Genomic DNA, 23,842 nt, shown 5'->3' with positions numbered 1-23,842 from the left:
ATCGGCGGTGGCACCGCAGCGGGGCGCACCGCAAGACGTCCGGATCAGCCGACGACGATCAGCACGACGACGACGGCCACGGCGAGTGCGACGCCGGCCAACCCGAGCACCGTCGCCGCCACCGCCTTGGCCCGCTGATCCGGCTGGTGACGCCCGGAGCGGGCGAGCAGCACCGCCACGGCGGCCGGCAGGGCACCCGCGCCGTAGCAGGCGGTGAGCGGCAACGCGGCGATCGCCGTCACCAGGGCGACGGTGGTGCGGGTGGCGACCGCACGGCTGGCTCCGGTCACCGCAGGTGTACGGGGATCCCAGCGGAACTTCGACGGGAGATCCGCGAGTTGGGCGGTGAGGTCGGCGACGGTCCGGGCACCGGTCACCTCGACCAGCCGCCGTTCGTACTCGACCAGGTCGAGGTAGCCCTCGCTGACCGCCTCGGTGAGCAGCCCGGTGACCTGGTTGCGGTGCGTGTCACCTACTCGTTGCGTCATGCTGCGCCTCCCCGAGCCCCTGCCGGCACCGTACCCCATGCACGTCAACGCAGTTCAGACGCTTACCGGGACTGGATCCACCGGACCACGTACCCCATGATGTCTAACGGAGAGCATTCGTTAGACCACTTAGAGTAGTCCGCGAAGGGGTCTCGCATGGCGCGTAGTGGTAGCAGACCGTGGCCGCTGGTGATCGTCGTGGCCGCGTTGGCCGCCGTGGGTGCCACTGTCGGTGCGGCCCTGGCGCTGGCGTACCGCCCGATCGCGTTGACGTACGCCAACGCCCTGGCGCACTGCCCGGACCGGCCGGCGGCGGTCCCGGACTGTCTGACACCGGCGACCCGGCCGGTCGGTCTGCTGATGATCGCCGCGGCGCTGGTGGCCGTGGGCCTCGGCCTCGGTGGCGCACTGCTGGTCGCGTTCGCCGACGAACGGCGGATCGCCCGCTACCGGCCGGCGCATCCGCTGGTCGAGGCCCGCTTCCGGGAGCTGTGCCGGCAGCACGGCGGTACCCGTACCCGGTGGGCGCGGCTGCGGGTCGGCGGCTGCCGGGTCGCCAGCCACGGCGGGCCGGGCCGGCCGGACACCGTGGTGTTGCCGGCGGGACTCGCCGCGGCCCCGCTACGCCCTGCCGAGTTCGACCCGGTGGTCCGCGGCGAACTCGACCGGATCACCGACGGGCGCACCGCGCGGGCCAGCGCCCTACGCGGCTGGCCATGGCTGGTGGCGCCGGCGGCCATCGGGTTGGCCGCCGGCGTTCCGGTCGCCGCCGGGCTCGGGTCCGGTGCCGTGCTCGGCGGGTCGTGGGCCGACCGGCTGCGGCTGGTGACCCTGGCGCTCGTGGTCACCGTCGTCGCCCGAGGACTCGGTGGGACCGTACGGGGGCATGCCGGTGTCACCGCGGTGGCTACCGGTGTGGTCGCCGTTGGCGGCGCCACCGCGCTGGCCACCATCGGCTGGCATCTGGTGCCGTCGGACACGCCAACGGTGCCGGCGACGCTGGCCGTGGTGACCGCTGGCGCGGTACTGGCCGCGTTCGCGGGAGCGACCCGTGACGCCGCCGCCGGACCGGCACGCCGGCGACCGGGCCCGGCGGTCGGGATGCTGGCCGGTCTGTCCGTCGGCGCGGTGGCGTTCCTCGTCGTCACCCCGGGGGTCGGGTCGTGTCCGTCGGCGCCGGCGGTGGCGCCGACGGACCACGCGGCGCAGCGGCCGGACGGTGCGGTCGCCGCCACGGCCCCGGGCGGGCGCGGCGCACCACCACAGGCGGGTGCCGCACCGTCGGCGCGGGCCCCGCGGCCCGGCCGGGTCGACGGCCCCGTCGCACAGATCGACACCGACACGGCGAACCGCGCGGCCCGGGCGATCGAGGAGGTGCTCGACCCGACGTGGCGGGCCGACCCGCTACCGCCGGCGTCGGCCGGGCCCGTCGCGACGGGCCGCTGCCATCCCTCGGTCATCGACAGCTACCTGCGTGGGTTGGCCGTGCACCGGACCGGTCACGGCGTCGCCCGGTACGCCGCCACCGGCACGCCGCACGCGGGCGGGCTTGGTCGAGTCACCCTGCAGATCGATGTGGCGTCCTACCTGCAGCCGGTGGACCTGGTGTTCGCCGCGGCGGACCGGGCGGGTGTGGCGTGCCGGGACTTCACCGACCGCGGCTCAGGACTACGGGTCCAGGCGTTCACCCGGGCGGCTCCGGTGGCCGGTGACCGGGCCTGGCGGCTGGATCTGGTCCAGACTCTCGGCCACGGATCGGGGCGGGTCACCGAGACGGCCGCTCTGGGGGTGGTCCAGGTGGACAGGACCCTGGTGGTGGTGACGATGACAGCGTCATTGACGGCTGTCGACGGCGCACTGGTCGACGAGGTGCTACGCCGTACCGCCGCCGACCTCGCCGGGCAGCGCGACGATCCGCCGCCAGGCGTCGATCACCTGGACCGGTCGCATCCCTTCGGCGAGGTACAGCCCGAGCGCCGGCCGACGCGGATCGGTGTCGACGTGCAGGAACGTGCCCCGACGGCCGGCGTGAGCGTCGGCGGCGAGCGCCCGGCGCAGCAGCAGCCGGCCGAGACCACGGCCCTGCCAGTGCGGGTGCACCGCGAGCAGCCAGACGTAGCCGCTGCGCTCGTCGGCGACGAAGGCGTGTGAGCGCAGCACCATCGCGACCGGGGTCGGGCCGAGATAGGCGACCTCGCCGAGGCTCCAGTCGTGGCTGCTCTGCGACTCGAGGTGGGCGGTCCAGTCCGCGTAGCTCTTGGCGGCGAAGCCGAAGTGGTCGGCGAACGCCGCCTGGTGCACCGTCCACGCGTCGCGGCGGGTTCCGGGCTCCGTCGCCATGTCCTGGATGCGGACTCCGTCGCCGGGCGACGGCACCGCCCGGACGGTCGTCGGATCGTGCGCGATGAACAGCCGGTTGAACACCGTGGCGACGCTGAACCCGTACTCGGCGAGCCGGGCCGCCGTCGCGGTGTCCTCGCGGTAGCACCCGGCGTCGAGTACGGCGCGGCGGTGGCCGCGCTCGGCGACGATGGCGACGGCACGGTGCTGCGCCCGGTGCCACAGCCACCGGCCCACCTGCGGCTCGTGCGGGACGTGATAGACGTCGATGTCGACCGTGTCGCTGTCGCCCTTGCGACAGGACCAGCCCCAACCGACGAGGCGGCCCTGCCGGTCGTGGACCAGCCAGCCGTCACGTGCCGGGTCGAAGTCGGGCTCGGTCAACTCGTCGGCCACCTCGGCGAGGGTGTAGTCGGGCCGGCCGATGACCGCCGTGTTGCAGGCCGCGATCAGTGCGAATATCTCGGCCGCGTCGGCGGTCGTGGGCGGACGCTGTACGTAGCCCGTGGGCAGAGCCGGGGCGTCGGTGGTGGTGGACACCGGCCGATTGTCGGGCGTGGGCGGTCACTGGTGCCACTGGATTTGGCCGCGCTGTCGACGGTGATCGGCAAACCGGCCTCCCTGCCGAAGATCAGGTGCTTAGATATCATTTGTCCAAATTATTGCATTGTCGTGCGGGGGTACGAGGCCATGGAGAGCGCTCCGGTAGTCGTCGTCGGCCAGGGGTACGTCGGTCTGCCCGTGGCCATGCGGGCCGTGCAGGTCGGCCATCGCGTCGTCGGATTGGACACCAACGTCGAGCGGGTCGCGATGCTGCGCCGCGGCACGTCGTACGTCGAGGACATCCCCGACGACCAGGTGCGCGACGCGTTGGCCACCGGCCGGTACACCGCCACCACCGACTACGCCGACACGACCGGCTTCGGCACGGCGGTCATCACCGTACCGACGCCGCTGCACGACGGGGCACCCGACCTGCGTCACATCGAGGACGCCGCCCGGTCACTCGCCACACGACTGACCCCCGGCGCGACGGTCGTACTGGAGTCGACCACCTACCCGGGGACCACCGACGAACTGCTACGCCCGTTGCTGGAGAAGGGCAGCGGGCTGCAGGCCGGGCTGGACTTCCACCTGGGGTACAGCCCGGAACGCATCGACCCGGGCAACCGGCAGTGGACGTTCGTCAACACCCCGAAGGTCGTCTCCGGGATCACCGCCGAGTCGCTGCGGGCCGTCCAGACCTTCTACGACGGCCTCGTGGAGCGCACCGTCGCGGTCCGGGGCACCCGGGAGGCGGAGACCACCAAGCTGCTGGAGAACACCTTCCGGCACGTCAACATCGCCCTGGTCAACGAACTGGCGATGTACGCGCACATGCTCGGCATCGACATCTGGGACGCGATCGACGCGGCCAGCACGAAACCGTTCGGATTCATGCGGTTCACCCCCGGACCGGGTGTCGGCGGACACTGCCTGCCCGTCGATCCGTCCTACCTGTCGTGGGAGGTCAAGCGCAGCCTCGGTCGCAGCTTCCGGTTCGTCGAACTGGCCAACGACGTCAACAACTACATGCCGACGTACGTCGTGGAACGACTGACCAGCGCGATGAACCGGCACAGCCGGGCGGTCCGGGGCGCCACCGTGCTGCTGATCGGGTTGGCGTACAAGCCCAACAGCGGCGACTGCCGGGAGTCACCCGCCGTACGGGTGGCCGAACTCCTGCACCTGGCCGGTGCGCAGGTACGGGTCGTCGACCCGTACCTGCGGCCGGCGCAGATGCCGTCGTTCGTGCGGCCCGTGACACTCACCGCCGACGAGGTCACCGCCGCCGACGCGGTGCTCGTGCTGACCGACCACGACGGGGTCGACTACGACCTGCTCGCCACCGCGCCGCTGGTGCTCGACACTCGGCGGCGGCTCACCGCCACCGCCGGCACCGAACTGCTCTGACCACCAGACCGGGCGCGTCGTATCACGCACCGCACGGCCGCGTACGCCGACCCGTAGGTCGGCCGCGTCAGGTCACGCCCGACATTGCGCGCCGACACAACCGCCACCGTGCCGCCGCAGGTGCGTGTCTCAGCGTGCGGCGGCAGGTTCCCGCGGCGTCACCGCTGGCGACACCGTGGCCGGTCGGCAGGCGACCCGGAACGCCCGGTAGAAGGCCGCCCGGCGCGGGGCCAGTGCCTCGACGCGGTAGTCGCGCGACCTGGCCAGGTTCCTCGACGCGACGTCGGCCATCCGCTGCGGATCCGCCAGCAGTGCCCCGATGGCCTCCGCCAGGGCCGCCGGGTCGCCCGCCGGAGCCAGACAGTCGGGGCCGATCAGCTCCGGAATGCCGCCGACCGAGGTCCCGATCACCGGCAGGCCGCGGGCCATCGCCTCGATCATCGCGCGGGGCAGCTCTTCGGTGCGCGACGGCAGGACGAACAGATCGGCCCGGTCGAGCTGGTCGAACACCGCCGCAGCGGGCAGGGCACCGGTGAAGGTGACCTGGTCGGTCAGGTTGTGCTGCGCCGCGAGGCGTTCGAGGCGGGGGCGGAGCCGGCCGTCGCCCACGTGCACGAGACGGACCGCGACTCCGCGGCCGTTCAGCCGGCACATCGCCAACAGCAGGACGTCGACGCCCTTGTACATCTGCTCCAGCGCGCCGATCGAGATCAGGGTCACCGGTACGGTGCGGGGCGGTGGGGTCCGTGCCTGGTCGACGAACGCCGTGGCCGGCAGATCGGCGCTGGAATACCAGGTGGCGGTCGTGTTGGGTCCGGGCGGATAGCGGCGCTGCAGGTAGGTCTCGGTGACATAGGCCGCCCCGACGGCCCACCGGCACTGTTCGCGCAGGGCGCGAGCGGCCCAGCGACGCACCAGCAGCCGGACGGGATGGCGCACCACCCCGGCGGCGAACACATCCTGCGGATCACCGACGACCTCGAGGGCGTAGCCCCGGCGCTGCCGGCGCAACATCGGCACCAGGAGGTTGGCCAGCGGCGACGGCACCCGCAGCAGGACACCCTCGACGTCGCGGACCGCGTCGGACAGCGACCGGCGCAGGGCCCGACGGTGGAGCAGGTACCGGACCGGTCCGACGTAGTACGGCAACGGCCAGACCTCGACCCCGGTCCCGTCCACCCTGGCCGCACCGGACGGCGGTTGCGGTACCTCACTGGTGCGGGCGAGCACCCGCACCCGGTCGAACGCGGACAGGTACCGGGTCCAGAACGCGTGCGCCGGCCCGGACACCGTCCAGACGGCACCGTCGGGCGTGCGTAACAACCGTGCTTCCGTACTGACCGCGATCGTGCCCGTAGCGGAGCCTGACCATCTGTCCACCGTGCCCCCGTCCACCGTCGTCAAGTCCGTTGTCATCGAAGGATTGCTGTCGCGAGATGTCCCGGTACGCCGGGGGGATGCTCACCCGGTGGCCGAACCCGCCAGCCGCCGACGGCGACGGGACACCGGGTGGAGCCCGCCGGTCACCTCGATCACGTCGGCGACGGCCCGTGCGCAGTCGCCGCTGTCGAAACGCTGTTCGACCAGTTCACGGGCTGCCATCCCGCGTCGCCGCAGCCCGCCGGAGCGGAACTCCGCGTACGCGGAGTGCAACGCGGCGACGAGACTGTCCACGTCGCCGGCCGGGACGACCCAGCCGCTGTCGGGTGCGACGGTCTCCGGCAGTCCCCCGGCGTCGGAGACGATCGACGGTACGGCCACCGCGCCCGCCTCCAGCGCCGCGCCGTGGTTCTCCGACAACGACGGGCTCACACTGACGTTGGCGGCCGCGTAGTAGCGGCTGACGTCGACGACCCCGGCGTACCAGTCGACGCTCGGGTCGCCCGCGATGTCGAACCGTCGGATCAGCGCCTGACGGTGATCCTCGCCGGCGGCGTCCCACCCGGCCCCCACCAGGATCAGCCGGGACTGCGGACGGTCCCGGTGGAACGTCCGCCAGGCTTCCAGGAGCACGTCGTGGCCCTTGATGCCGGTGCCCCGGTGCACGAGGGTCTTGGGCGCGTAGACGTAGGCGACCATGATCGCCACGAAGACGTCGTCCGGCAGCTCGAGGCGGCGGCGGGCCGCCAGCCGGGTCGCGACGTCCGGTGGGCGGAACGCCCGGGTGTCCACGCCGTACGGCACGACCGGCAGGCTGCGGTCGGCGCGGCCCAGCGACCGGTACCGCGCGGCGGTGCAGCCGCTGCCGGCGATCACCACGTCGTCGAGCCGGACCAGGAACCGTTCGCTCGCCCGGATCAGCCGGGACTCCAGGAACAGTGGGCCCGGCACCATGAAGACCCGGGCGATGCCGAGCCCCAGCGTACCCAGCCGGGCCGCAAGCGCGGCGTGATAGTGGTGGTACTGCAGCACGTCGGGGCGGAGCCGGCGGATCAACCGCCGCAGCCGCCACAGCTGCACGAGCGTCGCGATCCCCGGGCGGAAGCGGAACCGGAACGGTGAGTCGACCATCGACACGCCGCCACGCTGCAACAGGTCGCGCAGCCGGCCGGGACCGGCCGGTAGCACCACGATCACCTCGTGGCCCCGCCGGCGCAGCTCCTCGACCTGTGGGACGATCCACCGGCCGCCCTCCGCCGTCTTGAGCATCACCACGATCCGCACGATCACTGCTCCTTGCGCACTCGCTGGCTGTTCACCCTGGGGCCGGTCATCGCGCGGGGACCCCTTTGACGACGGTGCCGGCCGGCACGTCGCGCACGACGCACGCCCCCGCGCCGACGGTCGCGCCCGCGCCGACGCTCAGCCCCTGCAGTACCGCCGCCGTCGTCCCGATCAGGACCGCCTCGGCCAGCTGGCAGTCACCGGAGACCGCGGCCAGCGGATTGACCGAGCAGTGGTCACCCACTGTCGTGTCGTGGCCGACCACGCTGTTCTGGTTCAGGTGCACGTGCCGGCCGAGGGTGACGTTGGTGGTGACCCGGGCCCCGGCGAACAGGACGACACCGGCACCGAGGGTGCTGTCCGGGCCGACGGTGGCGCTCGGGTGGATCAGGGTCGCGGCGCGGGGACGCCGTGCCGTCGCGGCAGCGGCGGCGGCGATCCGCCGGTCGAGCGCCTGCCGGGACGCCGGCGCGCCGACGCCCAGGACGTACGCCGGCGGCGCGTCGCGGGCGGTGAGCCAGCTGAGGTCACCCAGCAGCGGTACGCCGAGCCGGTCCACCCGGGCCTTGTTCGTCGGCGACGGATCGTCGTCGACGAATCCGATGACGCGCCAGCGGGGTGTCGCGCTGGCGGCGTTGACCGCCGCGACGATGCCGAACACCTCCCGGCCGTGCCCACCACAGCCGACGATGACCAGGTCCCGGGCGCTCACTGGGGGCTCCGGTCGCCGTCGAGGAACGCGTCGATGGCAGCCAGCACCCGGTCGATCTGGCCGTCGCTGAGCGCCGAACCGCTCGGCAGGGCCAGCCCGTCGGCGAACAGTCGGTCGGCTGCCCCGGTGAGCACCCGCCGGGCGTCGGCGAAGACCGGCTGCTGATGCATCGGCTTCCACACCGGACGGGTCTCGATCCGGTGGTCGGCGAGGTAGCGACCGAGGTCTGCGGCGGCCCAGCCGGCCGCCGGCCGGTCCACCACGATCACCGTGAGCCACGCGTTGCTGCCCTGGTCCGGTGCGTCCCCGGTGGCACCGAGCAGACGCACCCCGGCGACGTCGGCGAAGGTCTTCGCGTACCGCGCCCGGGTCTCCCGGCGGCGGTCGATCATCGAGTCCAACCGACGCAGCTGGGCCCGGCCGAGCGCGGCGAGCAGGTTGCTGAGCCGGTAGTTGTAGCCGACCTCGGTGTGCTCGTAGTGCGGCACCGGCTGGCGGGCCTGGTTGGCCAGGTGCCGGCAGCGTCGGGCCAGCTCGGCGTCGTCGGTGAGGACCATCCCCCCGCCCGAGGTGGTCATGATCTTGTTGCCGTTGAAGGAGAAGACACCGACCCGGCCGAACCCGCCCGCTGGGCGGCCGGCCAGGGTGGCACCGACGGCCTCCGCCGCGTCCTCCACGACCGGAACCCCGTGGCGTTCACACAGCGGCAGCAGGGTGTCGTAGTCGGCGCAGCGGCCGAACATGTCGACCGCGATCACCGCCCGGACCGGCGGCTGGTGCGCGGTACGCCGGGCGAGCAGCTCGGTCAGTAGCGCGACGTCGATGTTGCCGGTCGACGGTTCGCAGTCGACGAAGATCGGCTCGGCCCCGGTGTAGACGACCGCGTTGGCGGCGGCGGCGAACGTCATCGTCGGTACCACGACCGCGTGGCCAGGGCCGACGTCGAGGGCCAGCAACGCGAGGTGCAGACCGGACGTGGCGGCGTTGACGGCGACCGCGTGCCGTACGCCGACCCGCTGCGCCATCTCCCGTTCGAAGGCGTCGACGTCCGGGCCGGTCGGTGCCACCCAACCGGACCGTACCGCCGCGACCAGGAACTCTTCCTCGAGCCCGGTGACGTCCGGCGCCGACAGATGGATCTGCCCGGTCATCGTGGTGCTCCGCCGATTCGGGCCAATCGGACGCTAGGCTGACCGGGTCGCGGCCGGACGGACGGCGGCGACCACGCGCCCGTCCGGGCGGTCGACGGCCGATCAGAATGGCTGGTTGCGAGGATGTCCACTAACCGGTTCACCACCCTGTTCGTGTGTCGGGCCAACATCTGCCGGTCACCGATGGCCGAACGGCTGGCCCGGCACGAGTTCGCCACCCGGCTGGGCTCCGACGCGGCGGTCTTCGTCACCCACAGCGCCGGCACCCACGCCTTGGTCGCCCACCCGATGCACCCGCACACCGAGACCGTGCTGCGGGAACGCCAGGCCGATCCGACCGGATTCGTCAGTCGGCAGGTGGACGCGGCCATGCTCGACGCCGCAGATCTGATCCTGACCGCGAGTCGACGGCACCGGGCGCACTGCGTGGCGTTGGCACCGCGTACCGTGGGCCGGACCTTCACCGTCCGCCAGTTCGGCCGGCTGGCCCGCGCGGTGCCCGCCGCGACCGCGCCGGCGCAGCCGGACCTGGTCGACCGGGCGCGGGCCCTGGTGCGAGCCGCCGCCGCCGCACGTGGCCGGGTCCAGCCGGTCTCCGCGGAGGCCGACGACCTCGCCGATCCGGTGTTGCGACCGCTCGACGACTTCCGGGTCTGCGCCCGGCAGATCAGTCTGACGGTCGACACGACGCTGGACCTCATCATGAAGCCTTGACGGCGGCGCCACCGGTCGGCGTCGGCTGGTCACCGACCGGCACGGTGGTGTCGACAGCGGTGGCCTGCCGCTGGCGCGCCGGAGCCGGCGTACGGCTGCCGCGCCGGCCACGGCCGCGGCCACGGTCGTTGTAGTAGTAGTGGTAGGAGCCGCTGCGGTGCGGCGTCATGTTCAGTACGCAGCCGAGCAGCCGGGCGTCCACCGCCCGCAACGCGGCCGTGGCGGCACGCAGGTGCGCCTCGGTGGTCTTGGCGCAGCGGCCCACCAGGATGGCACCGTCGACCTGTGCGGCGATCGGCGCCGCGTCGGTCACCGGCACCAGCGGCGCGGTGTCCACGATCACCACGTCGAAGCGCGACCGGAGACTGGTCAGCAGGTCCGCCATCTGCTGGGAGCCGAGCAGTTCGCTCGGGTTCGGCGGGATGAACCCGCTGGGCAGCAGGGTCATCCCGCTGTCGCCCCAGGGCTGCAGCACGTCGTCGAGCTCGGCGTGCCCGGCGAGGACGTTCGTCAGACCGACGGCGCCTTCCATGTCCAGGTAGGAGGTGGCCTGCGGCCGGCGCAGATCGGCTTCGACGAGCACCACCGAGCTGCCCGCCTCGGCGAAGGTCAGCGCCAGGTTGGTGGCGGTGGTGGTCTTGCCCTCCTCCGGCATCGCGCTGGTCACCAGGAGACTGCGGATCGGTTTGTCCACGTCGGCGAACTGCAGGTTGGTCCGCAACTGGCGGAACGACTCCGCGCGCGGGGAGTGGGTCTGCCGGCCGGTGATGAGCGGTTCCCGACGGGCGGTGCTGTCCAGCGGGATGGTGCCCAGCAGCGGCGCAGCGGTCACCTCCTGGATCTGTTCGACGCTGCGTACGGTGTTGTCGAGCAGGCCGCGCAGCAGCGCCAGACCGACACCGGCCAGCAGGCCCAGCAGCAGGCCCAGCGCGACGTTACGGACCGGTTGGGGCGATACCGGGGTGGGGTTGAGCAGCGGCCCGGAGACGACCTCCACCTTGACCGCTGGGCGGTCGGCCCCGGGCGAGGTCTCCAGGCGCTGGACCAGGTCGACGAACTCGTCGGCGATCGCCACGGCGACACGCTCCGACCGATTCGGTGAGCTGTCCGTGACGGTCGCCTGCAGCAGGACGGTGTCGGGCACCGGGCGGGCGCTGATCCGGGCCTGCACCTCACCGGCGGTCAGCCCGAGGCTGTGCCGGTTCACCACGGTGTCGGCGAGCCGGTCGCTGGTCAGCAGCCCGCTGTAGGACTTGACGCGCTGCTGGGAGAACAGTCCGCCCTGGTAGGCGTCGGTGACGCCCTGCGCGCTGGAGGTCGAGACGAAGAACGTCACCGAGGTGGCGTACTGCGGGGTCGCCCGCACGTTGACGACGACCGCGACGCCCACCGTCACGGTCATCGCCGCCACCACCCAGAGCCACCGTTTCCGCACCGCGTCGAAGTAGTCCCGCAGTTCCATCGGTACGGCCTCCCAAAATTCCGCTACGTCATGGTCAGCACCATCTTGTACCAATCTACGGCGTCAACGGGCTATTTCTGGTCAAATAGTGGCATTGCTGCTGCTGTCAGTAGTCAGTGGACGAGACCAGAGCACGCCGCCGGACGCCACGGGCGCTGCCGACTGAACGGGGCTGGAATGGAGCCATCGACCCGACTCACCGAGGACACCACGGCCCGGCGCCCTCGCGACCGCGCCGTCGCGCCACTGTGGCTGGCCGACCTCGCCGCCTGGAGCGTCGGGCTGGTCGTCGCCGTCTGGACCCGCTACGAGTTCGCCATCGCCGGTATCCACCTCAACGGACTCGTGCTGGCGATCCTCGCGGCGGTCGTGCTGCACACCGCCGCCGCGCACCTGAGCTACCTCTACCGCGACCGCTACCCGCTGGGCAGCTTCGACGAGGTCTGGGCGGTGTCGCGCTGCGTGCTGGCCACCATCGGGGTGCTGCTCCTGCTGGACCTGGCAGCACCGCAACGTCCGGTACCGGCCAGCGCGCCACTGGTCGGCGGGTGCCTGGCGCTGACCCAGATGCTGGGCGTGCGGTATCTGCGGCGGCTGCGCCACGAACGCCGGCGGCGACCCGTCGGGCAGCACACCCAACGGGTGCTGCTGTTCGGTGCCGGTGCCGCCGGCGGATCGCTGCTGCGGGCCATGCTCGACGAGCCGGGCGGCCGGTACCTGCCGGTCGGGCTGCTCGACGACGACCCGGCCAAACGGCAGCTGCGGCTGCACGGCGTACCGGTGCTCGGCGGCCGGCACGACATCCCGGCGGTCGCGGCCCGTACCGGTGCCACCACCGTCGTCTCCGCGGTCGCCAACGCCGACGCCGCCCTGATCCGCGAGATTCGCCACCTCGCCCACCGGGCCGGCGCGCGGTTCAAGGTGGTCCCCTCGGTCAGCGAACTGCTGGAGAACGCGCCCGCCGTCACCGACCTACGCGATCCCGACCTACGGGACCTGCTCGGCCGGCACCAGATCGAGACCGACCTGGACGCCATCGCCGGCTACCTGACCGGCAAACGGGTGCTGGTCACCGGGGCCGGTGGCTCCATCGGCTCCGAGCTGTGCCGGCAGATCATGCGGTTCCAGCCGGGCGAGCTGATGATGCTCGACCGCGACGAGTCCGCGTTGCACGCCGTACAGCTGTCGCTGCGCGGCCGGGCCCTGCTGGACAGCCCGGACCTGATCCTGGCCGACCTGCGCGACAGCGACACCGTCCGGCAAATCATGCGGAGCCGTCGCCCGGAGGTGGTCTTCCACGCCGCCGCGCTCAAACACCTCACCCTGTTGGAGCGCCATCCGGGCGAAGCGGTGAAGACCAACGTCTGGGGCACCCAGACGCTGCTGGAGGCGTGCCGTTCGGTGGAGCGGTTCGTCAACATCTCCACCGACAAGGCCGCCGACCCGACCAGTGTCCTCGGCTACTCCAAACGGATCACCGAACGGCTGACCGCCTTCGCCGCCGGCGCCAACGAGGGGACCTTCCTCAGCGTCCGGTTCGGCAACGTGCTCGGCAGCCGCGGCTCGGTCCTGCACGCATTCATGGCCCAGGCCGCCGCCGGAAAACCGATCACGGTCACCGACCCCGAGGTGACCCGCTACTTCATGACCATCCAGGAGGCCGTGCAACTGGTCATCCAGGCGGCGGCGATCGGCCGCGGCGGTGAGGCCCTGGTGCTGGACATGGGCGAACCGGTCCGCATCGCCGACGTCGCCCGGACCATCGCCGAGCAGTACGACAACCCGGTCAAGATCATTTACACCGGGTTACGCCCCGGCGAGAAGCTGCACGAGGACCTGCTCGGCGCCAGCGAGCAGGACACCCGACCACTGCACCCGCTGATCTCCCAGGTGGCCGTGCCGGCCCTCGACCCGGTCCACGTGCACCTGCTCGACCCGTACGGACGCAGCGACGACCTGGTCGACGACCTCGCGGCGCTCTGCGCACCCGCGCCGGTGCCCACCGGCTCCGGTCGGTCCGTCCCACGGGCCGGCACCGGCGACGGACCGGCCGGTGGATCGGCCGTCGGCGCGGACCCGGGTGCGTCGGTGAGCACGAACAACGGGGTCGGTGCAGCCGGCTAGCCGGCGGCACCCGCCCCGGCCTGGGCCCCGGCGTCCCACTCGATCCACCCGGCGGCGACCTCGGCGGTCCACCGGCGCCGGGTGGAGTCCACCGGTCACCGCGACGCTCCCGGTCCGATCGTCGACCAGACCGCCACCATCTCGCCGCCCCGCAGCGCCGTCACCTCGCCAAGGCCGGCGAAGACCATGCAGACATGGTTGGGGACGACCTGCACCCGCTGACCGACCGTCAGTGGGGTCGGCTCCCCCGGCCCGACCCACCGCAGCCAACCGTGCTCCTCGGAGAGTCGCTCGATGCGCCAGCCCGGCAGATCCACCAGCAGCCCGTACCCCGGGTAGTCGGCGGCCCGACCCGTCGCGGGCAGCCCGTCGAGACCCAGCGACTTCGACCCGGCGTCGATGCAGGCCCTTGCGGGCGCGGGATGGCTGACCACCGTGGCCAGCACCCGCACCGCGCAGGTGGCGACCGTGGCGTTGCCGAGCGCGATCTGCCCGAGGTCGTTGAAGGCGTAGATCCCGGGCCGGACCTCGGTCACCCCCGGCTGGGCGACCACGGTACGAGCCGCCGCGGACGAACCGAGCGAGACCGTGGACAGGCTCAGCCCGGCGGCGCGGATCGCCTCGGCCGCCGCCACCGTGGTGGCTGCCGCCGCGCGGGACCGGGCGACGAGGTCGGCCCGGTCGACCGCCCCGTACACCGACCCTTCGAACGTCATCACCCCGGTCAGCCGCACGCCAGGAAGTTCGGCGACGTCCCAGGCCACGCGTGCCGCGTCGGCCGGTGCCACCCCGCATCGACCGAAGCCGCTGTCGACCATCAGCAGTACGTCCAGCAGTCGACCGGCGGCGGCGAAGGCGTCACTGAGGGTACGCGCGCCGGCCACGCTGTCGGTGCCGACGGTCAGCTCGCACCGGCGGGCCAGCCGTACCGCACGCTGTGCCTTGTCCGCGCCGACCAGCGGGTACGCCACCGTCATCCGGGACACGCCGGCGGCGGCGAACGCCTCCGCCTCGCCGAGCTTGGCCACACAGATGCCGTCGGCGCCATGGTCGAGCTGCAGCCGGGCCAGTTGCGGCACCCGGTGCGTCTTGGCATGTGGGCGCAGCGCGACCTGATGCAGCCGGCAGTGCCCGGCCATCTCGTCGAGGTTGCGCTCCAGCACGTCGAGGTCGAGCAGCAGGTTGGGGGTCTCCAGACCGGCCGGTACGGCGAACCGGTCGCTTCCAATGGCGTACGGGTGAACCTCGATGGTCACGGTCTCTCCGGCAGTGGTCGTCGGACGCGGGCGGCGCCGCCCTGGACCATCCTGCCGCACCATGGCTCTCCGTCGATGCCCGCCGCGCCTGCGACTTGCGGCGCCCGTGGCCGGCGGGGCGGTGGTGACGTCGGAACGACCCGAAGAAAACACCCGGGATCCACCCACCACCTGGAGTCCGCCGTTTGGTAAGGCTACCCTTCATGCGAGCGTCGTCGACCGGCACACGACCCGAGGAGCAGCGTTGACCAGCCTGGCCGAGCTACCGGTGAGCGTCCCTGCGGGCGGCCGAGCGGACGATCCACCCGGCGCGACCCGACTGCGGGCCCGGTCCCTGCGTCTGGGCTACGGCGACCGGGTCGTCGTACCGCAACTGGACCTCGACGTCGTCGACGGCGCGGTCACCGCGATCGTCGGACCGAACGGCTGCGGCAAGTCGACGCTGCTGCGGGCGCTCGGCCGGCTGCTGCGCCCGGCCGGCGGTGACGTCCTGCTCGACGGGGAACAGATCCAACGGATGCCGACCCGGGAGGTCGCCCGCCGGTTGGGCATCCTGCCGCAGGCGCCCAGCGCACCGGACGGGCTCACCGTCGCCGACCTGGTCGTCCGGGGTCGGCAGCCACACCAGAGCTGGCTGCGGCAGTGGTCACGGGCCGATGAGAAGATCGTCGCCCAGGCACTGGCCTGGACCGGGCTCAGCGATCTGGCCGAGCGACCGGTCGACACCCTCTCCGGCGGGCAGCGGCAGCGGGCCTGGATCTCGATGGCCCTGGCGCAGGGCACCGACATCCTGCTGCTCGACGAGCCGACCACCTACCTCGACCTGGCCCACCAGATCGACGTACTCGACCTGGTCGACAGGCTGCACCGGGAACGAGGCCGCACGGTGGTCATGGTGCTGCACGACCTGAACCTCGCCGCCCGGTACGCCCGGCACCTGGTCGCGATGAAGGACGGCCGGGTGCTGGCGGCCGGAACGCCCGCCGAGGTGCTGACCGCCGAACTGGTCGAGGAGGTGTTCGGCCTGCGCGTCATGGTGATCGATGACCCGGCCAGCGGCACGCCACTGGTCGTCCCACTCGCCGGTGGCGCCGCGCGCGCGTCCACCATGGAGTAGAAATCTCCTCGGGTGGTCCGTGCCGTAACCACCCGGAAGGTCCGGTCGGGGGTACTGTTTGCCCGGGAACGGGCACCGACCGAAAGAGAGTTCCTTCATGGCATACCCCGTGGTCACCACTGGTGACGTCTCCCGGCTGCTGGACGACCTGGTGGAACGGGTGCCGCAGGCGCAGCAGGCGGTGGCGCTCTCCCCCGACGGCATTCTCCTGGCGTGGTCCAAAGGGGTCGACCACGAGCTGGGCGAACAGTTGTCCGGTGTCGTGGCGGGACTGCGCGCCCTGGCGGTCGCGGTGGGCCAGCACGCCGGCACCGGCCGGGTACGGCAGATCGTGATCCAGATGGGGACGGCGTTTCTCTTCATCGCTGCCACGCCCGGTGGGGCCATCATCGCCGCCGTCTTCGACGCCGGATCCGACATGGACGCCGTCGCCTACGAGGTGGCGCTGTTCGCCGGGCGGGCCGACCGGCACCTGCCGGCGTTTCCCGCGCCGGAGGAGCCGACCCAGCGGGGCGAACCAGCGAAGGCACTCGTTCAGGGTGCCCACGCCGGGTGACGGCCCCGTCGGCCGTTACCGCCCGCTGGTGACGGTCAGTTCGGCGACGCCGGCCACCGCGTCGATGTCGTAACGGTCGGTCGACTGCTCCCAACCAGTCGTCGTCAGCGTCTCACCGCCCGCGACGCCGTCGTGACGGGCACCGTCCAGGCTGACGCCACCCGCGCCGGAGCCCAGCCGCACCCGCACCCCGACGTCGGCCGGCACCGCCACCCGCCAGGTGCTGACGCCACCGGACATCCGGACGGCGACGGTGCCGTCCGGGACCGGCAGGACGAGATCCATTGTGCTTGCTCCACCGGCCAGGTCCACTTCCGAGACGCGCGCGGTGTCCAGATCCACCCGCTGGCTGGTCGCACCACCAGCGATGCGGATCGACCAGAGCACGTCCCGGTGTACCCGGATCTCCAGGACGGCGGCACCACCGTCACCGCTGTCCACCAGCCCGATCCGGACCACGCCGTCGGCCTCGGTCAGCTGTGGCAGCACCGCGCCGTCGGCCGCCGTCTCGGCCCGGACCAACTGGTCGCCCAGGTCGTCGGCGACGATCCGCAGGTCGGTGGCACCGTCGAGCACCTCCAGTCGCGCCTGGTCGCGGTCGCCCCGGTGCGCCTGGACCACCCGGGCGGTCTCACCCCCGGTGCGCGAACCCAGGCTCTCGACCACCACCGCCACGATCGTCGCCGACACCAACAGCGCCGCGACCACGGCGACGACGATCCAGAGGGTACGCCGTGACGGCCGCGTGCCCGGTCCGGAGACGGACTGCGACCCGGCCGGCTGGCTGGCGGTGGATGACGACACGGACGAATACCTCATTCCCGGTTGGCGGTCTGCCCACGTGGTCCGGCTCCAGCGCGTGGGCCCGCGCGCGCACCGGTCCTACCCGGCAGCGCGACCGGGCAATCATAGGTGCCCCAGCCGGCCGAGGCACCGGTGCGGGACCGTCGCGGGTCGGATCGCCGCGGGCGCCGGCACCCGTCACAGGTCCAGCAACCGCCGCAGGTAGTCGTTGAGGAACCGACCATCCGGATCCAGTTGCTCACGCGCGGCCAGGAACCGGTCGGCCTGCGGGTAGCGCGCCAAGAGTTCGGATCCCTGCAGCTGATGGATCTTCGCCCAGTGCGGCCGGCCGCCGTAGCCGAGAAAGATCGGTTCGATGTCGGCAAAGAACTCGCGGTAGGGCACCGTCTCGTTCTGGTGCACCGAGATGGTGACGGAGTCGCGCTGGTACGCCGGGCTGAGGTACGCGTCGTCGGCCGCGACGTAGCGGTACAGCACCCGCCAGGCGGCGTGCTGGCGGTGCCGGGTACGGATCCGCTCGCGCACCTCCTGAAAACAGGACGGGCCCGCCTCCGCCGCGACGTAGTACTCCATCTCATGGAACCGCAACGAGCGCCGCTTGATCAGCGCCGCGCCGCTGGATCCGGTCCGGTCCTCGGTGCATCCGCTGGGCGGCGGCGGGCTCGGCCCGGGGTCGTCCGCCACCGGGTTCACGGTGCGCAGGTGCGCGTCGTCCCGGCGGGGATACCAGTAGAAGTCGACGTTGCGGTTCACCTTCAGCAGGTCGCCGAAGGTGGCCAGGCACTCCTCGACCGGCAGTCCCCACTCGCGGCGCCGGGCGTGGAAGGCGGGTACCACCCTGGTACGGACGGCGGTGAACACGCCGAGCGCGCCGAGCGAGACCTGCGCGGCCCGCAGCAGGTGTGGATCGCCCGCAGCGTCGATCTGCCGCGCCGCCCCGTCGGCGGCCACCAGTCGCACCCCGGTGACCTGTGCCGACAGGCTCGGTAGTCCCAGACCGCTGCCGTGGGTGGCGGTGCCGACCGCACCGGCGATCGCCTGGGTGTCCACGTCACCCAGGTTCGGCACGGTCAGACCGTGCCGACGCAGGATCTCCTCCAGCTCGTGCAACCGGGTGCCGGCACCCACCCAGGCCTGGCCGTCGGCCGGCGGCTGGAGCACCCCGGTCGGCAGCCGGTCGACCCGGATCAGCACGTCGTCGGTCTGCACCAACGGGGCGGAGGAGTGCCCGGCCCCGACCGGGCGTACCGTCACCCCCCGCGCCGCCGCCTCGCGCAGCGTCCGACTCACCGCGGCCACCGATTCCGGCCGGGCGACGGTCTCCGGCGTGAAGCACAGGCCGCCCGACCAGTTGTGCCAGGTCGCCCGGGTGGTCGTCGCACCGGTCGTCACAGCGCCGCCCGCAACGGATCACCGGGCCGGCGGCTACGCCGCCGGGGCCGACCCAGGTCGTGCCGGCCCCGGCCGAGCGCGTCCACCAGTCCCCACCGGCCCGGGATGTCGTGCAGCTCGATGTGCCCCATCTCCTCCGGCACGGCGGGGTCGACGATCAGGTCCCCTTCGTAGGGCTCCAGGCCGAGCAGGATCCGCAGGAACAGCAGCGTCGCGCCGGCCGACGTCGCGTGCGGGGTGCCGGCGGCCGAGTACGGTACGGGGTACTTGGTCAGTGAACGGTCGTAGCCGGCGAAGGTCTCCGGCAGCCGCGCGCCGAAGTACTGGCCCGCCTCCAGCACCGCGCAGGCCACCCGGGCGGCTTCCGTACGGTAGCCGTAGCGGCGCAGGCCCCAGGCGATCAGGGAGTTGTCGAACGGCCACACCGTACCGGTGTGGTAGCCGACCGGGTTGAACCCGCGGGCGCTGGTGGCCAGGGTCCGCACACCCCAACCGGAGAACAGCTGCGGGCTCATCAGATGGCGCACCACCGCGCGCGCCTTGGTCGGTTCGACGATGCCGCTCCACAGCAGGTGGCCGATGTTCGAGGTGAGCGCGTCCACCTGGGTGCCGTCGGCCTGCAGGGCATGCGCGAAGTAGCCACGGTCGGCTATCCAGAAGTCCCGGTTGAACCGTTGTCGCAGCTGCGCCGCCTGGCGTTCGAGCCGCTCGGCGTACTCCGGATCGCCCCAGCAGGTCCGTGCGAGCCGGGCACCGCGCAGCCGGGCGTCGTAGACGTAGCCCTGGATCTCGCAGGTCGCCTGCGGGAACGTCGCCGCCCGCCCGTCCTGGAACGCGACCGATCCGGGCGAGCACTTCCAACTCTGATTGAGCACCCCGGTGCGGGTCTCGCGGGGTCCGTACCAGACGTAGCCGGTGCCGACCAGGTCGGCGTGCCGGTCGATCCAGTCCAGTGCGGCCCGGGCCTCGAACTCCAGGCTACGCACCAGCGCGGTGTCGCCGGTCCACCGTTCGTACTCGTCGAGCAGCACGACGAACAGCGGGGTCGTGTCGGCGGCGGAGAAGTCCGCGGCGTGGGAGACCTCGTCGAAGAGGGCGGATTCGCCGTATCGGCTCTCCTGCGGGATCTTCCCCGGCTGCTCGGCGCGGAACGGATCGTCCCGGGTGCCCTGCGCCAGGGCGCAGATACGCAGCGCGGGAACGGACGAGCCGGGGACGAACGGCAGCGACTGCAGGCAGCTGATCAGGCTGTCGCGGCCGAAGAAGGTCATGAACCAGGGCATGCCTGCGGCCGGCAGCATCTCCCGGAAGTTCACCCCGGGATAGCGCAGCGCACCGAGGTCGACCACGCTGCGCCGGTACGCGTCCCGCAGCGGCGGGTAGTCACAGGTGAGCGTCGGCGCGGCGGCCACCCACTCGTCGAGTTCCTTGTGCACCTGCGGCTTGGGCCGCTCGGCGTAGCTGCGCAGACTCTCCCGCAGGTCGCGGTTGCCGGCTCCCCGGATGAAGGTCTTCACCGTCAGGTCGGTGCACCAGGTGTCGTGAGCGTCGAGGGACAGCTCGAAGGTCATCCCGCCCGGGTCGACCTCGGCCGGGGCGCTGCTGGACAGGATCGTCTCGCGGAAGAAGGTGTCCCGTTCGTAGCAGAACCGCAGCGCGTCCTGCTCGACCGTCACGACGATCTCCCGGTCGGTGTGGTAACCGTCCTTGACCTCCAGCACCTCGGCGAAGTCGGCGGCGGCCTCGACGCGCAGTCGCAGTCGCGCCGGCTCCTCCCGGTGGTTGAACACCGCGATCTGTTCGGTGAAGGCGTCACCGACCCAGCGGTGGCGAAACACCGACAGGTCGGCGTCGACGTAGTGTGTCGGTTCGCCGGGCACCTGGAAGAACCGCGACTCGAAGTACTGCAGATCGTCGATGGACAGGGTGTGCATCCGCTGGCCGTCGACGGTCAGTCGCCAGTGGGACAGGAACCGGGTGTCGTAGAAGAACAGACCGAACGGCGCGTACGGCGTCGGCGTGATGTCGCCCCGCCGGTCGCTGATCATGAACAGGTTGCCGTAGAGGATGCTCACCGGTCGGTCGACCGCGGTGGCCGCCCGTTGACCGGCGCCGATCGGCCTGGCCCGCGACGGCGCGCCGGCGGTGTCGGCGCGCGGCGGCAGCAGCCGCCGGAAGATCAGGAACAGCGGCAGGTGGCCACGGACCGACACCCCGTTGCGCAGCAGCAGCGAGATGACGTTCTCCCTGCCTTCGACGAGTGCCTGGAAGGTCCGCTGTGGCGCGTCGATCGTGCAGTCGACCTGCGGCGGCGGCCGACGGTCGACCACTGCCCGGCCCTCGCGGTAGCTGACCGCCCAGGTACGAACCCGCTGCTCGTCGTCGACGAGGTTGAACTGGATGGTGCCGCTGGCCGGGGGCGGCACCCGCCGGTCGTCGCCGATCGCGTCGAAGAAGGTGTCGAGCGCGTCGGTCATGGCGACAGCATCGCCGCTGCGACCGGCGGCGGACATCACCCGGTGAGGGTGAACGCGGCCAGCGAGGCATCGGATGTCGCACCACCTGAACGGCAGGTGCTCACCGTCACCAAATGCGGCACAATGACTACTGAAAGTATCGAATCCTGGACGTCAACGCGAAGGAGACGACATGACTCACGACCGTACCGCCGCCGGGATGCGCTACTGGCAGACCGGCCGGGGCCGTCAGGACGTCCTGCTGGTGCACGGGTGGTGCTGCAACCACCGATTCATGAAGCCGATCGCGGCCCACCTGGCGAGTTGGCGACGCCGGGTGATATCCGTCGACATGCGCGGTCACGGCGCGAGCCCGGCCGGTGACCGCGGCTTCACCGTGCCCGAGCTCGGTGCCGACCTGCGGCAGCTGATGGTCGAACTGGACATGACCGACGTGGTGCTGATCGGGCACAGCATGGGCGGGGTCTGGTCGTTGGCCGCCGCCGCCGAGGCGACCGACCGGGTCGCCGCGCTGCTGCTGCTCGACGCCTCGGTCGCGGTGCCGCCCGGCACCTCGGAACAGGTCGCGGCGCTGGCCGAATCGATCCGCGGCGACGATCCGCGCCAGGCCCGCATCGACATCATCCGGTCGTTCTTCATTCCGGAGTCGGACCCGCGGCTGGTGGACTGGACGATCGACCAGATGCTGCGTCCCAGTGACACGGTGGCCGCCGCGACCCTCGACGGGCTCGCCGGCTTCGTGGAGGCCGGTGGCGACGCGGCGCTGACCGCATGGGGACGCCGGCTGCTCTACATCGGCGGTCCGGCGCCGTTCGGCGACTACGGTCGACTGCGGCAGTTGGTGCCCGAGGCCGTGATCGGCCAGGTGGCCGGCTCGGGCCACTTCTTCCAGTTCGAGGTGCCCCGGCAGACGAACGCGATGATCAGCCGCTACCTGCGGCTGTGGGGGCCGACGTCCTGGTGATCGGCCCAGAGCGCCTTCAGCGAGTCCGCCAGGTCGTAGCTGGGTGACCAGCCGAGTACCTGTCGGATGCGGCTGGTGTCGGCGCACATCCACGGCACCGCCGCCGAGCGGCCCGCCGTCGCGGTGAACGCGCCCGGCCGCAGCTCACCGCTGTGGCCGGCGACACGGGCCAGGGCGACCACGGCGTCGCGGACGCCGACGGCGTGTCCGGAACCGACGTTGAACAGCCGCACCGGCAACGCATCGGCCAGTACGGCGGCCCGTACCGCCGACGCGATGTCGCGCAGGTCGACGAAGTCCCGCACGCTGTCGGTCAGCCCCATCGCCAGCGGTGCGTCGCCGCCGACGCGCAGCAGGGCCGCGGCTCTGCCCAGCGCGCTCTGCGGGGACAGCCCCGGCCCGACCGGGTTGAACACCCGCAGGGTCACCACCTCCACCCCGGCCTCACGGCCGGCCAACTCCCCCCACTGGGTGGCGGTCAGGTGGCTGAGACCGTAGGCGCTGACCGGGTGGGCCGGATGCTCCTCGGTCACCGGTGTCGCGGATGCCACGATGCCGTACTCGGCCGCCGACCCGAGCCGGATCAACCGTGCCCCGGGTACGGTCGTCGCCATCGCCTCGATCAGCCGCGCGAGCGCCAGAACGTGGATCCGCAGCAAATCGGCGCCCCCGCCGTCGGTGCGGCCGGCGCAGTTGACCACCACGTCGGGGCGGACGGTGGCCAGCAGGTCGGCCAGGGCGACCGGGTCGGCGGTGGCGAGGTCGCACTCTGCCCGGGCCGGTGCGCACACCCGCAGGTCGACGCCGAGCGCGGCATGGACCCTGCGGCCGAGCAGCCCGGAGGCGCCGAACAGCAGGACCGTCGGCCCCGTCGTCAACTGCCGCACCCGCCGCCCGACGACGACCGTACCAGCGACGGGTCCGCACAGCGGGCGTCGGTCGACGCGGCGTCACCCCCGGCGTCGGTCGGCACGGCGGCCGCGTTCGACGGTGGGCCGGTGTACTCGTGCCAGGTCACCGTGCCCGGAGCGGCGATGCCTTCACGCCGCAGGACCACCCGGACGGTCTCGGCCAGGATCCGCAGGTCGAGGCGCAGGCTGCGGTTGTCGACGTATTCGATGTCGTAGGCGAACTTGTCCTCCCAGGCCAGGGCGTTACGGCCACGGACCTGGGCGAGTCCGGTGATGCCCGGGCGCACCTCGTGTCGGCGGGCCTGCCACGGCGTGTAGAGGTCGAGGTACTTGACCAGGTGCGGGCGTGGCCCCACCAGGCTCATCTCGCCGCGCAGCACGTTCCACAGTCCCGGAAGCTCGTCCAGGCTGGTCGCTCGTAGCCAGTGGCCGAGGCGGGTCAGTCGGTCCGCGTCGCTGACCAAACCACGGGCGGGGTCCTGGGCGAGCATCGTGCGGAACTTGATGATCTCGAACAGTTCGCCGTCACGACCCGGCCGGACCTGTCGGAAGAGGACCGGCCGCCCGAGCCGGACGAGGATCGCCACGGCGACCACCGCCATCACCGGGGCCGCGACGACCAGGGCGGTCACCGCGCCCAGTACGTCGATCACCCGCTTGACCCTGTCGTAGCGGCGCAGCCGGGCCGCAGCGGCGGGCAGGGCCCGATCGGCTGCGGGCCGCAGTGTTGGCGTGGCCATGGGACGCGCCCCTTCAG

General features: G+C 72.2%; 19 protein-coding genes. 6 read left to right on the top strand and 13 right to left on the bottom strand.

Annotated features, from left to right (window positions below; all coding sequences use genetic code 11):
• Positions 1-44 precede the first annotated feature (44 nt).
• Both O7623_RS04250 and O7623_RS04245 read right to left on the bottom strand, forming a co-directional pair.
• Positions 45-488 carry a DUF1707 domain-containing protein gene (locus O7623_RS04250; protein WP_282227280.1) on the bottom strand — a complete coding sequence of 148 codons (444 nt, stop codon included), beginning with the start codon at positions 486-488 and terminating at the stop codon, positions 45-47.
• 1,872 nt (positions 489-2,360) lie between these two features.
• Positions 2,361-3,368 (bottom strand): GNAT family N-acetyltransferase, encoded by a 1,008-nt coding sequence (locus tag O7623_RS04245; protein WP_282227279.1) that lies wholly within the window; start codon positions 3,366-3,368, stop codon positions 2,361-2,363.
• Between the two features lie 132 nt (positions 3,369-3,500).
• On the opposite strand from O7623_RS04245, the gene O7623_RS04240 reads away from it, so the two are divergent.
• Positions 3,501-4,781, top strand: a complete 1,281-nt coding sequence (locus O7623_RS04240) for a nucleotide sugar dehydrogenase (RefSeq protein ID WP_348775124.1) — start codon at positions 3,501-3,503, stop codon at positions 4,779-4,781.
• A 129-nt stretch (positions 4,782-4,910) separates the two neighbouring features.
• Here the strand turns inward: O7623_RS04240 and O7623_RS04235 are convergent, their stop codons facing one another.
• From O7623_RS04235 to O7623_RS04220, 4 genes are all read right to left on the bottom strand, one after another.
• Positions 4,911-6,104 carry a glycosyltransferase family 4 protein gene (locus tag O7623_RS04235; protein WP_282227278.1) on the bottom strand — a complete coding sequence of 398 codons (1,194 nt, stop codon included), beginning with the start codon at positions 6,102-6,104 and terminating at the stop codon, positions 4,911-4,913.
• Between the two features lie 138 nt (positions 6,105-6,242).
• A complete protein-coding gene (locus tag O7623_RS04230) occupies positions 6,243-7,445 on the bottom strand; it encodes a glycosyltransferase family 4 protein (RefSeq protein WP_282227277.1) in 1,203 nt (400 codons plus the stop codon).
• Positions 7,446-7,491: 46 nt separating this feature from the next.
• Positions 7,492-8,157 carry a NeuD/PglB/VioB family sugar acetyltransferase gene (locus O7623_RS04225; RefSeq protein ID WP_282227276.1) on the bottom strand — a complete coding sequence of 222 codons (666 nt, stop codon included), beginning with the start codon at positions 8,155-8,157 and terminating at the stop codon, positions 7,492-7,494.
• A complete protein-coding gene (locus tag O7623_RS04220) occupies positions 8,154-9,308 on the bottom strand; it encodes an aminotransferase class I/II-fold pyridoxal phosphate-dependent enzyme (protein WP_282227275.1) in 1,155 nt (384 codons plus the stop codon). The genes O7623_RS04225 and O7623_RS04220 overlap by 4 nt, the downstream gene beginning before the upstream one ends.
• A 123-nt stretch (positions 9,309-9,431) precedes the next feature.
• Between O7623_RS04220 and O7623_RS04215 the strand changes: the two genes are divergently transcribed.
• A complete protein-coding gene (locus tag O7623_RS04215) occupies positions 9,432-10,022 on the top strand; it encodes a low molecular weight phosphatase family protein (protein WP_282227274.1) in 591 nt (196 codons plus the stop codon).
• Here O7623_RS04215 and O7623_RS04210 read toward each other — a convergent pair.
• Positions 10,009-11,484, bottom strand: coding sequence for a polysaccharide biosynthesis tyrosine autokinase (locus O7623_RS04210; RefSeq protein WP_282227273.1), 1,476 nt, complete (start codon positions 11,482-11,484; stop codon positions 10,009-10,011). The two genes, O7623_RS04215 and O7623_RS04210, sit on opposite strands and share 14 nt — an antisense overlap.
• A 177-nt stretch (positions 11,485-11,661) precedes the next feature.
• Between O7623_RS04210 and O7623_RS04205 the strand changes: the two genes are divergently transcribed.
• Complete coding sequence (locus tag O7623_RS04205; RefSeq protein WP_282227272.1) at positions 11,662-13,608, top strand: nucleoside-diphosphate sugar epimerase/dehydratase; 1,947 nt, start codon at positions 11,662-11,664, stop codon at positions 13,606-13,608.
• A gap of 95 nt (positions 13,609-13,703) precedes the next feature.
• Here the strand turns inward: O7623_RS04205 and O7623_RS04200 are convergent, their stop codons facing one another.
• The gene (locus tag O7623_RS04200; RefSeq protein ID WP_282227271.1) at positions 13,704-14,864 is read right to left on the bottom strand and encodes an alanine racemase; all 1,161 of its coding nucleotides are present in this window, start codon (positions 14,862-14,864) and stop codon (positions 13,704-13,706) included.
• Positions 14,865-15,183: 319 nt separating this feature from the next.
• Here O7623_RS04200 and O7623_RS04195 point away from each other — a divergent pair, with 319 nt between their 5' ends.
• On the top strand, positions 15,184-15,981 hold the full coding sequence (locus O7623_RS04195) for an ABC transporter ATP-binding protein (RefSeq protein ID WP_282229300.1): 798 nt from the start codon (positions 15,184-15,186) through the stop codon (positions 15,979-15,981).
• Between the two features lie 97 nt (positions 15,982-16,078).
• Entirely contained in the window at positions 16,079-16,537 is a 459-nt protein-coding gene (locus O7623_RS04190) for a roadblock/LC7 domain-containing protein (RefSeq protein WP_282227270.1), read from the top strand.
• 15 nt (positions 16,538-16,552) lie between these two features.
• Here O7623_RS04190 and O7623_RS04185 read toward each other — a convergent pair whose 3' ends face one another.
• The 3 genes from O7623_RS04185 to O7623_RS04175 form a co-directional block, all read right to left on the bottom strand.
• Complete coding sequence (locus O7623_RS04185; protein ID WP_282227269.1) at positions 16,553-17,341, bottom strand: hypothetical protein; 789 nt, start codon at positions 17,339-17,341, stop codon at positions 16,553-16,555.
• A 177-nt stretch (positions 17,342-17,518) separates the two neighbouring features.
• Positions 17,519-18,733: a D-arabinono-1,4-lactone oxidase gene (locus O7623_RS04180; protein WP_282227268.1), complete on the bottom strand. Its 1,215-nt coding sequence runs from the start codon at positions 18,731-18,733 to the stop codon at positions 17,519-17,521.
• On the bottom strand, positions 18,730-21,210 hold the full coding sequence (locus tag O7623_RS04175) for a glycogen debranching N-terminal domain-containing protein (protein ID WP_282227267.1): 2,481 nt from the start codon (positions 21,208-21,210) through the stop codon (positions 18,730-18,732). Before O7623_RS04175 ends, O7623_RS04180 begins: the two co-directional genes overlap by 4 nt.
• A 172-nt stretch (positions 21,211-21,382) precedes the next feature.
• Here O7623_RS04175 and O7623_RS04170 point away from each other — a divergent pair, with 172 nt between their 5' ends.
• Entirely contained in the window at positions 21,383-22,174 is a 792-nt protein-coding gene (locus O7623_RS04170; RefSeq protein WP_282227266.1) for an alpha/beta fold hydrolase, read from the top strand.
• Here O7623_RS04170 and O7623_RS04165 read toward each other — a convergent pair.
• Entirely contained in the window at positions 22,141-23,052 is a 912-nt protein-coding gene (locus tag O7623_RS04165) for an NAD(P)-dependent oxidoreductase (RefSeq protein WP_282227265.1), read from the bottom strand. The two genes, O7623_RS04170 and O7623_RS04165, sit on opposite strands and share 34 nt — an antisense overlap.
• Positions 23,049-23,825, bottom strand: a complete 777-nt coding sequence (locus tag O7623_RS04160) for a sugar transferase (RefSeq protein WP_282227264.1) — start codon at positions 23,823-23,825, stop codon at positions 23,049-23,051. The genes O7623_RS04165 and O7623_RS04160 overlap by 4 nt, the downstream gene beginning before the upstream one ends.
• Positions 23,826-23,842: the final 17 nt, after the last annotated feature.

Origin of the sequence: Solwaraspora sp. WMMD791 (assembly GCF_029581195.1) — a bacterium.
In the GTDB taxonomy this organism is placed as follows: Bacteria; Actinomycetota; Actinomycetes; order Mycobacteriales; family Micromonosporaceae; genus Micromonospora_E.
Note: the sequence above shows the minus strand (reverse complement) of the source record. Positions and strands in the feature narration are given on the sequence as shown.

Bases quoted from the DNA above. Each gene is read 5' to 3' on its own strand.
- O7623_RS04250 (WP_282227280.1), bottom strand. From the start codon at position 488: ATGACGCAACGAGTAGGTGACACGCACCGCAACCAGGTCACCGGGCTG.
- O7623_RS04220 (WP_282227275.1), bottom strand. From the start codon at position 9,308: ATGACCGGGCAGATCCATCTGTCGGCGCCGGACGTCACCGGGCTCGAG.
- O7623_RS04215 (WP_282227274.1), top strand. From the start codon at position 9,432: ATGTCCACTAACCGGTTCACCACCCTGTTCGTGTGTCGGGCCAACATC.
- O7623_RS04210 (WP_282227273.1), bottom strand. From the start codon at position 11,484: ATGGAACTGCGGGACTACTTCGACGCGGTGCGGAAACGGTGGCTCTGG.
- O7623_RS04205 (WP_282227272.1), top strand. From the start codon at position 11,662: ATGGAGCCATCGACCCGACTCACCGAGGACACCACGGCCCGGCGCCCT.
- O7623_RS04190 (WP_282227270.1), top strand. From the start codon at position 16,079: ATGGCATACCCCGTGGTCACCACTGGTGACGTCTCCCGGCTGCTGGAC.
- O7623_RS04175 (WP_282227267.1), bottom strand. From the start codon at position 21,210: ATGACCGACGCGCTCGACACCTTCTTCGACGCGATCGGCGACGACCGG.
- O7623_RS04170 (WP_282227266.1), top strand. From the start codon at position 21,383: ATGACTCACGACCGTACCGCCGCCGGGATGCGCTACTGGCAGACCGGC.
- O7623_RS04160 (WP_282227264.1), bottom strand. From the start codon at position 23,825: ATGGCCACGCCAACACTGCGGCCCGCAGCCGATCGGGCCCTGCCCGCC.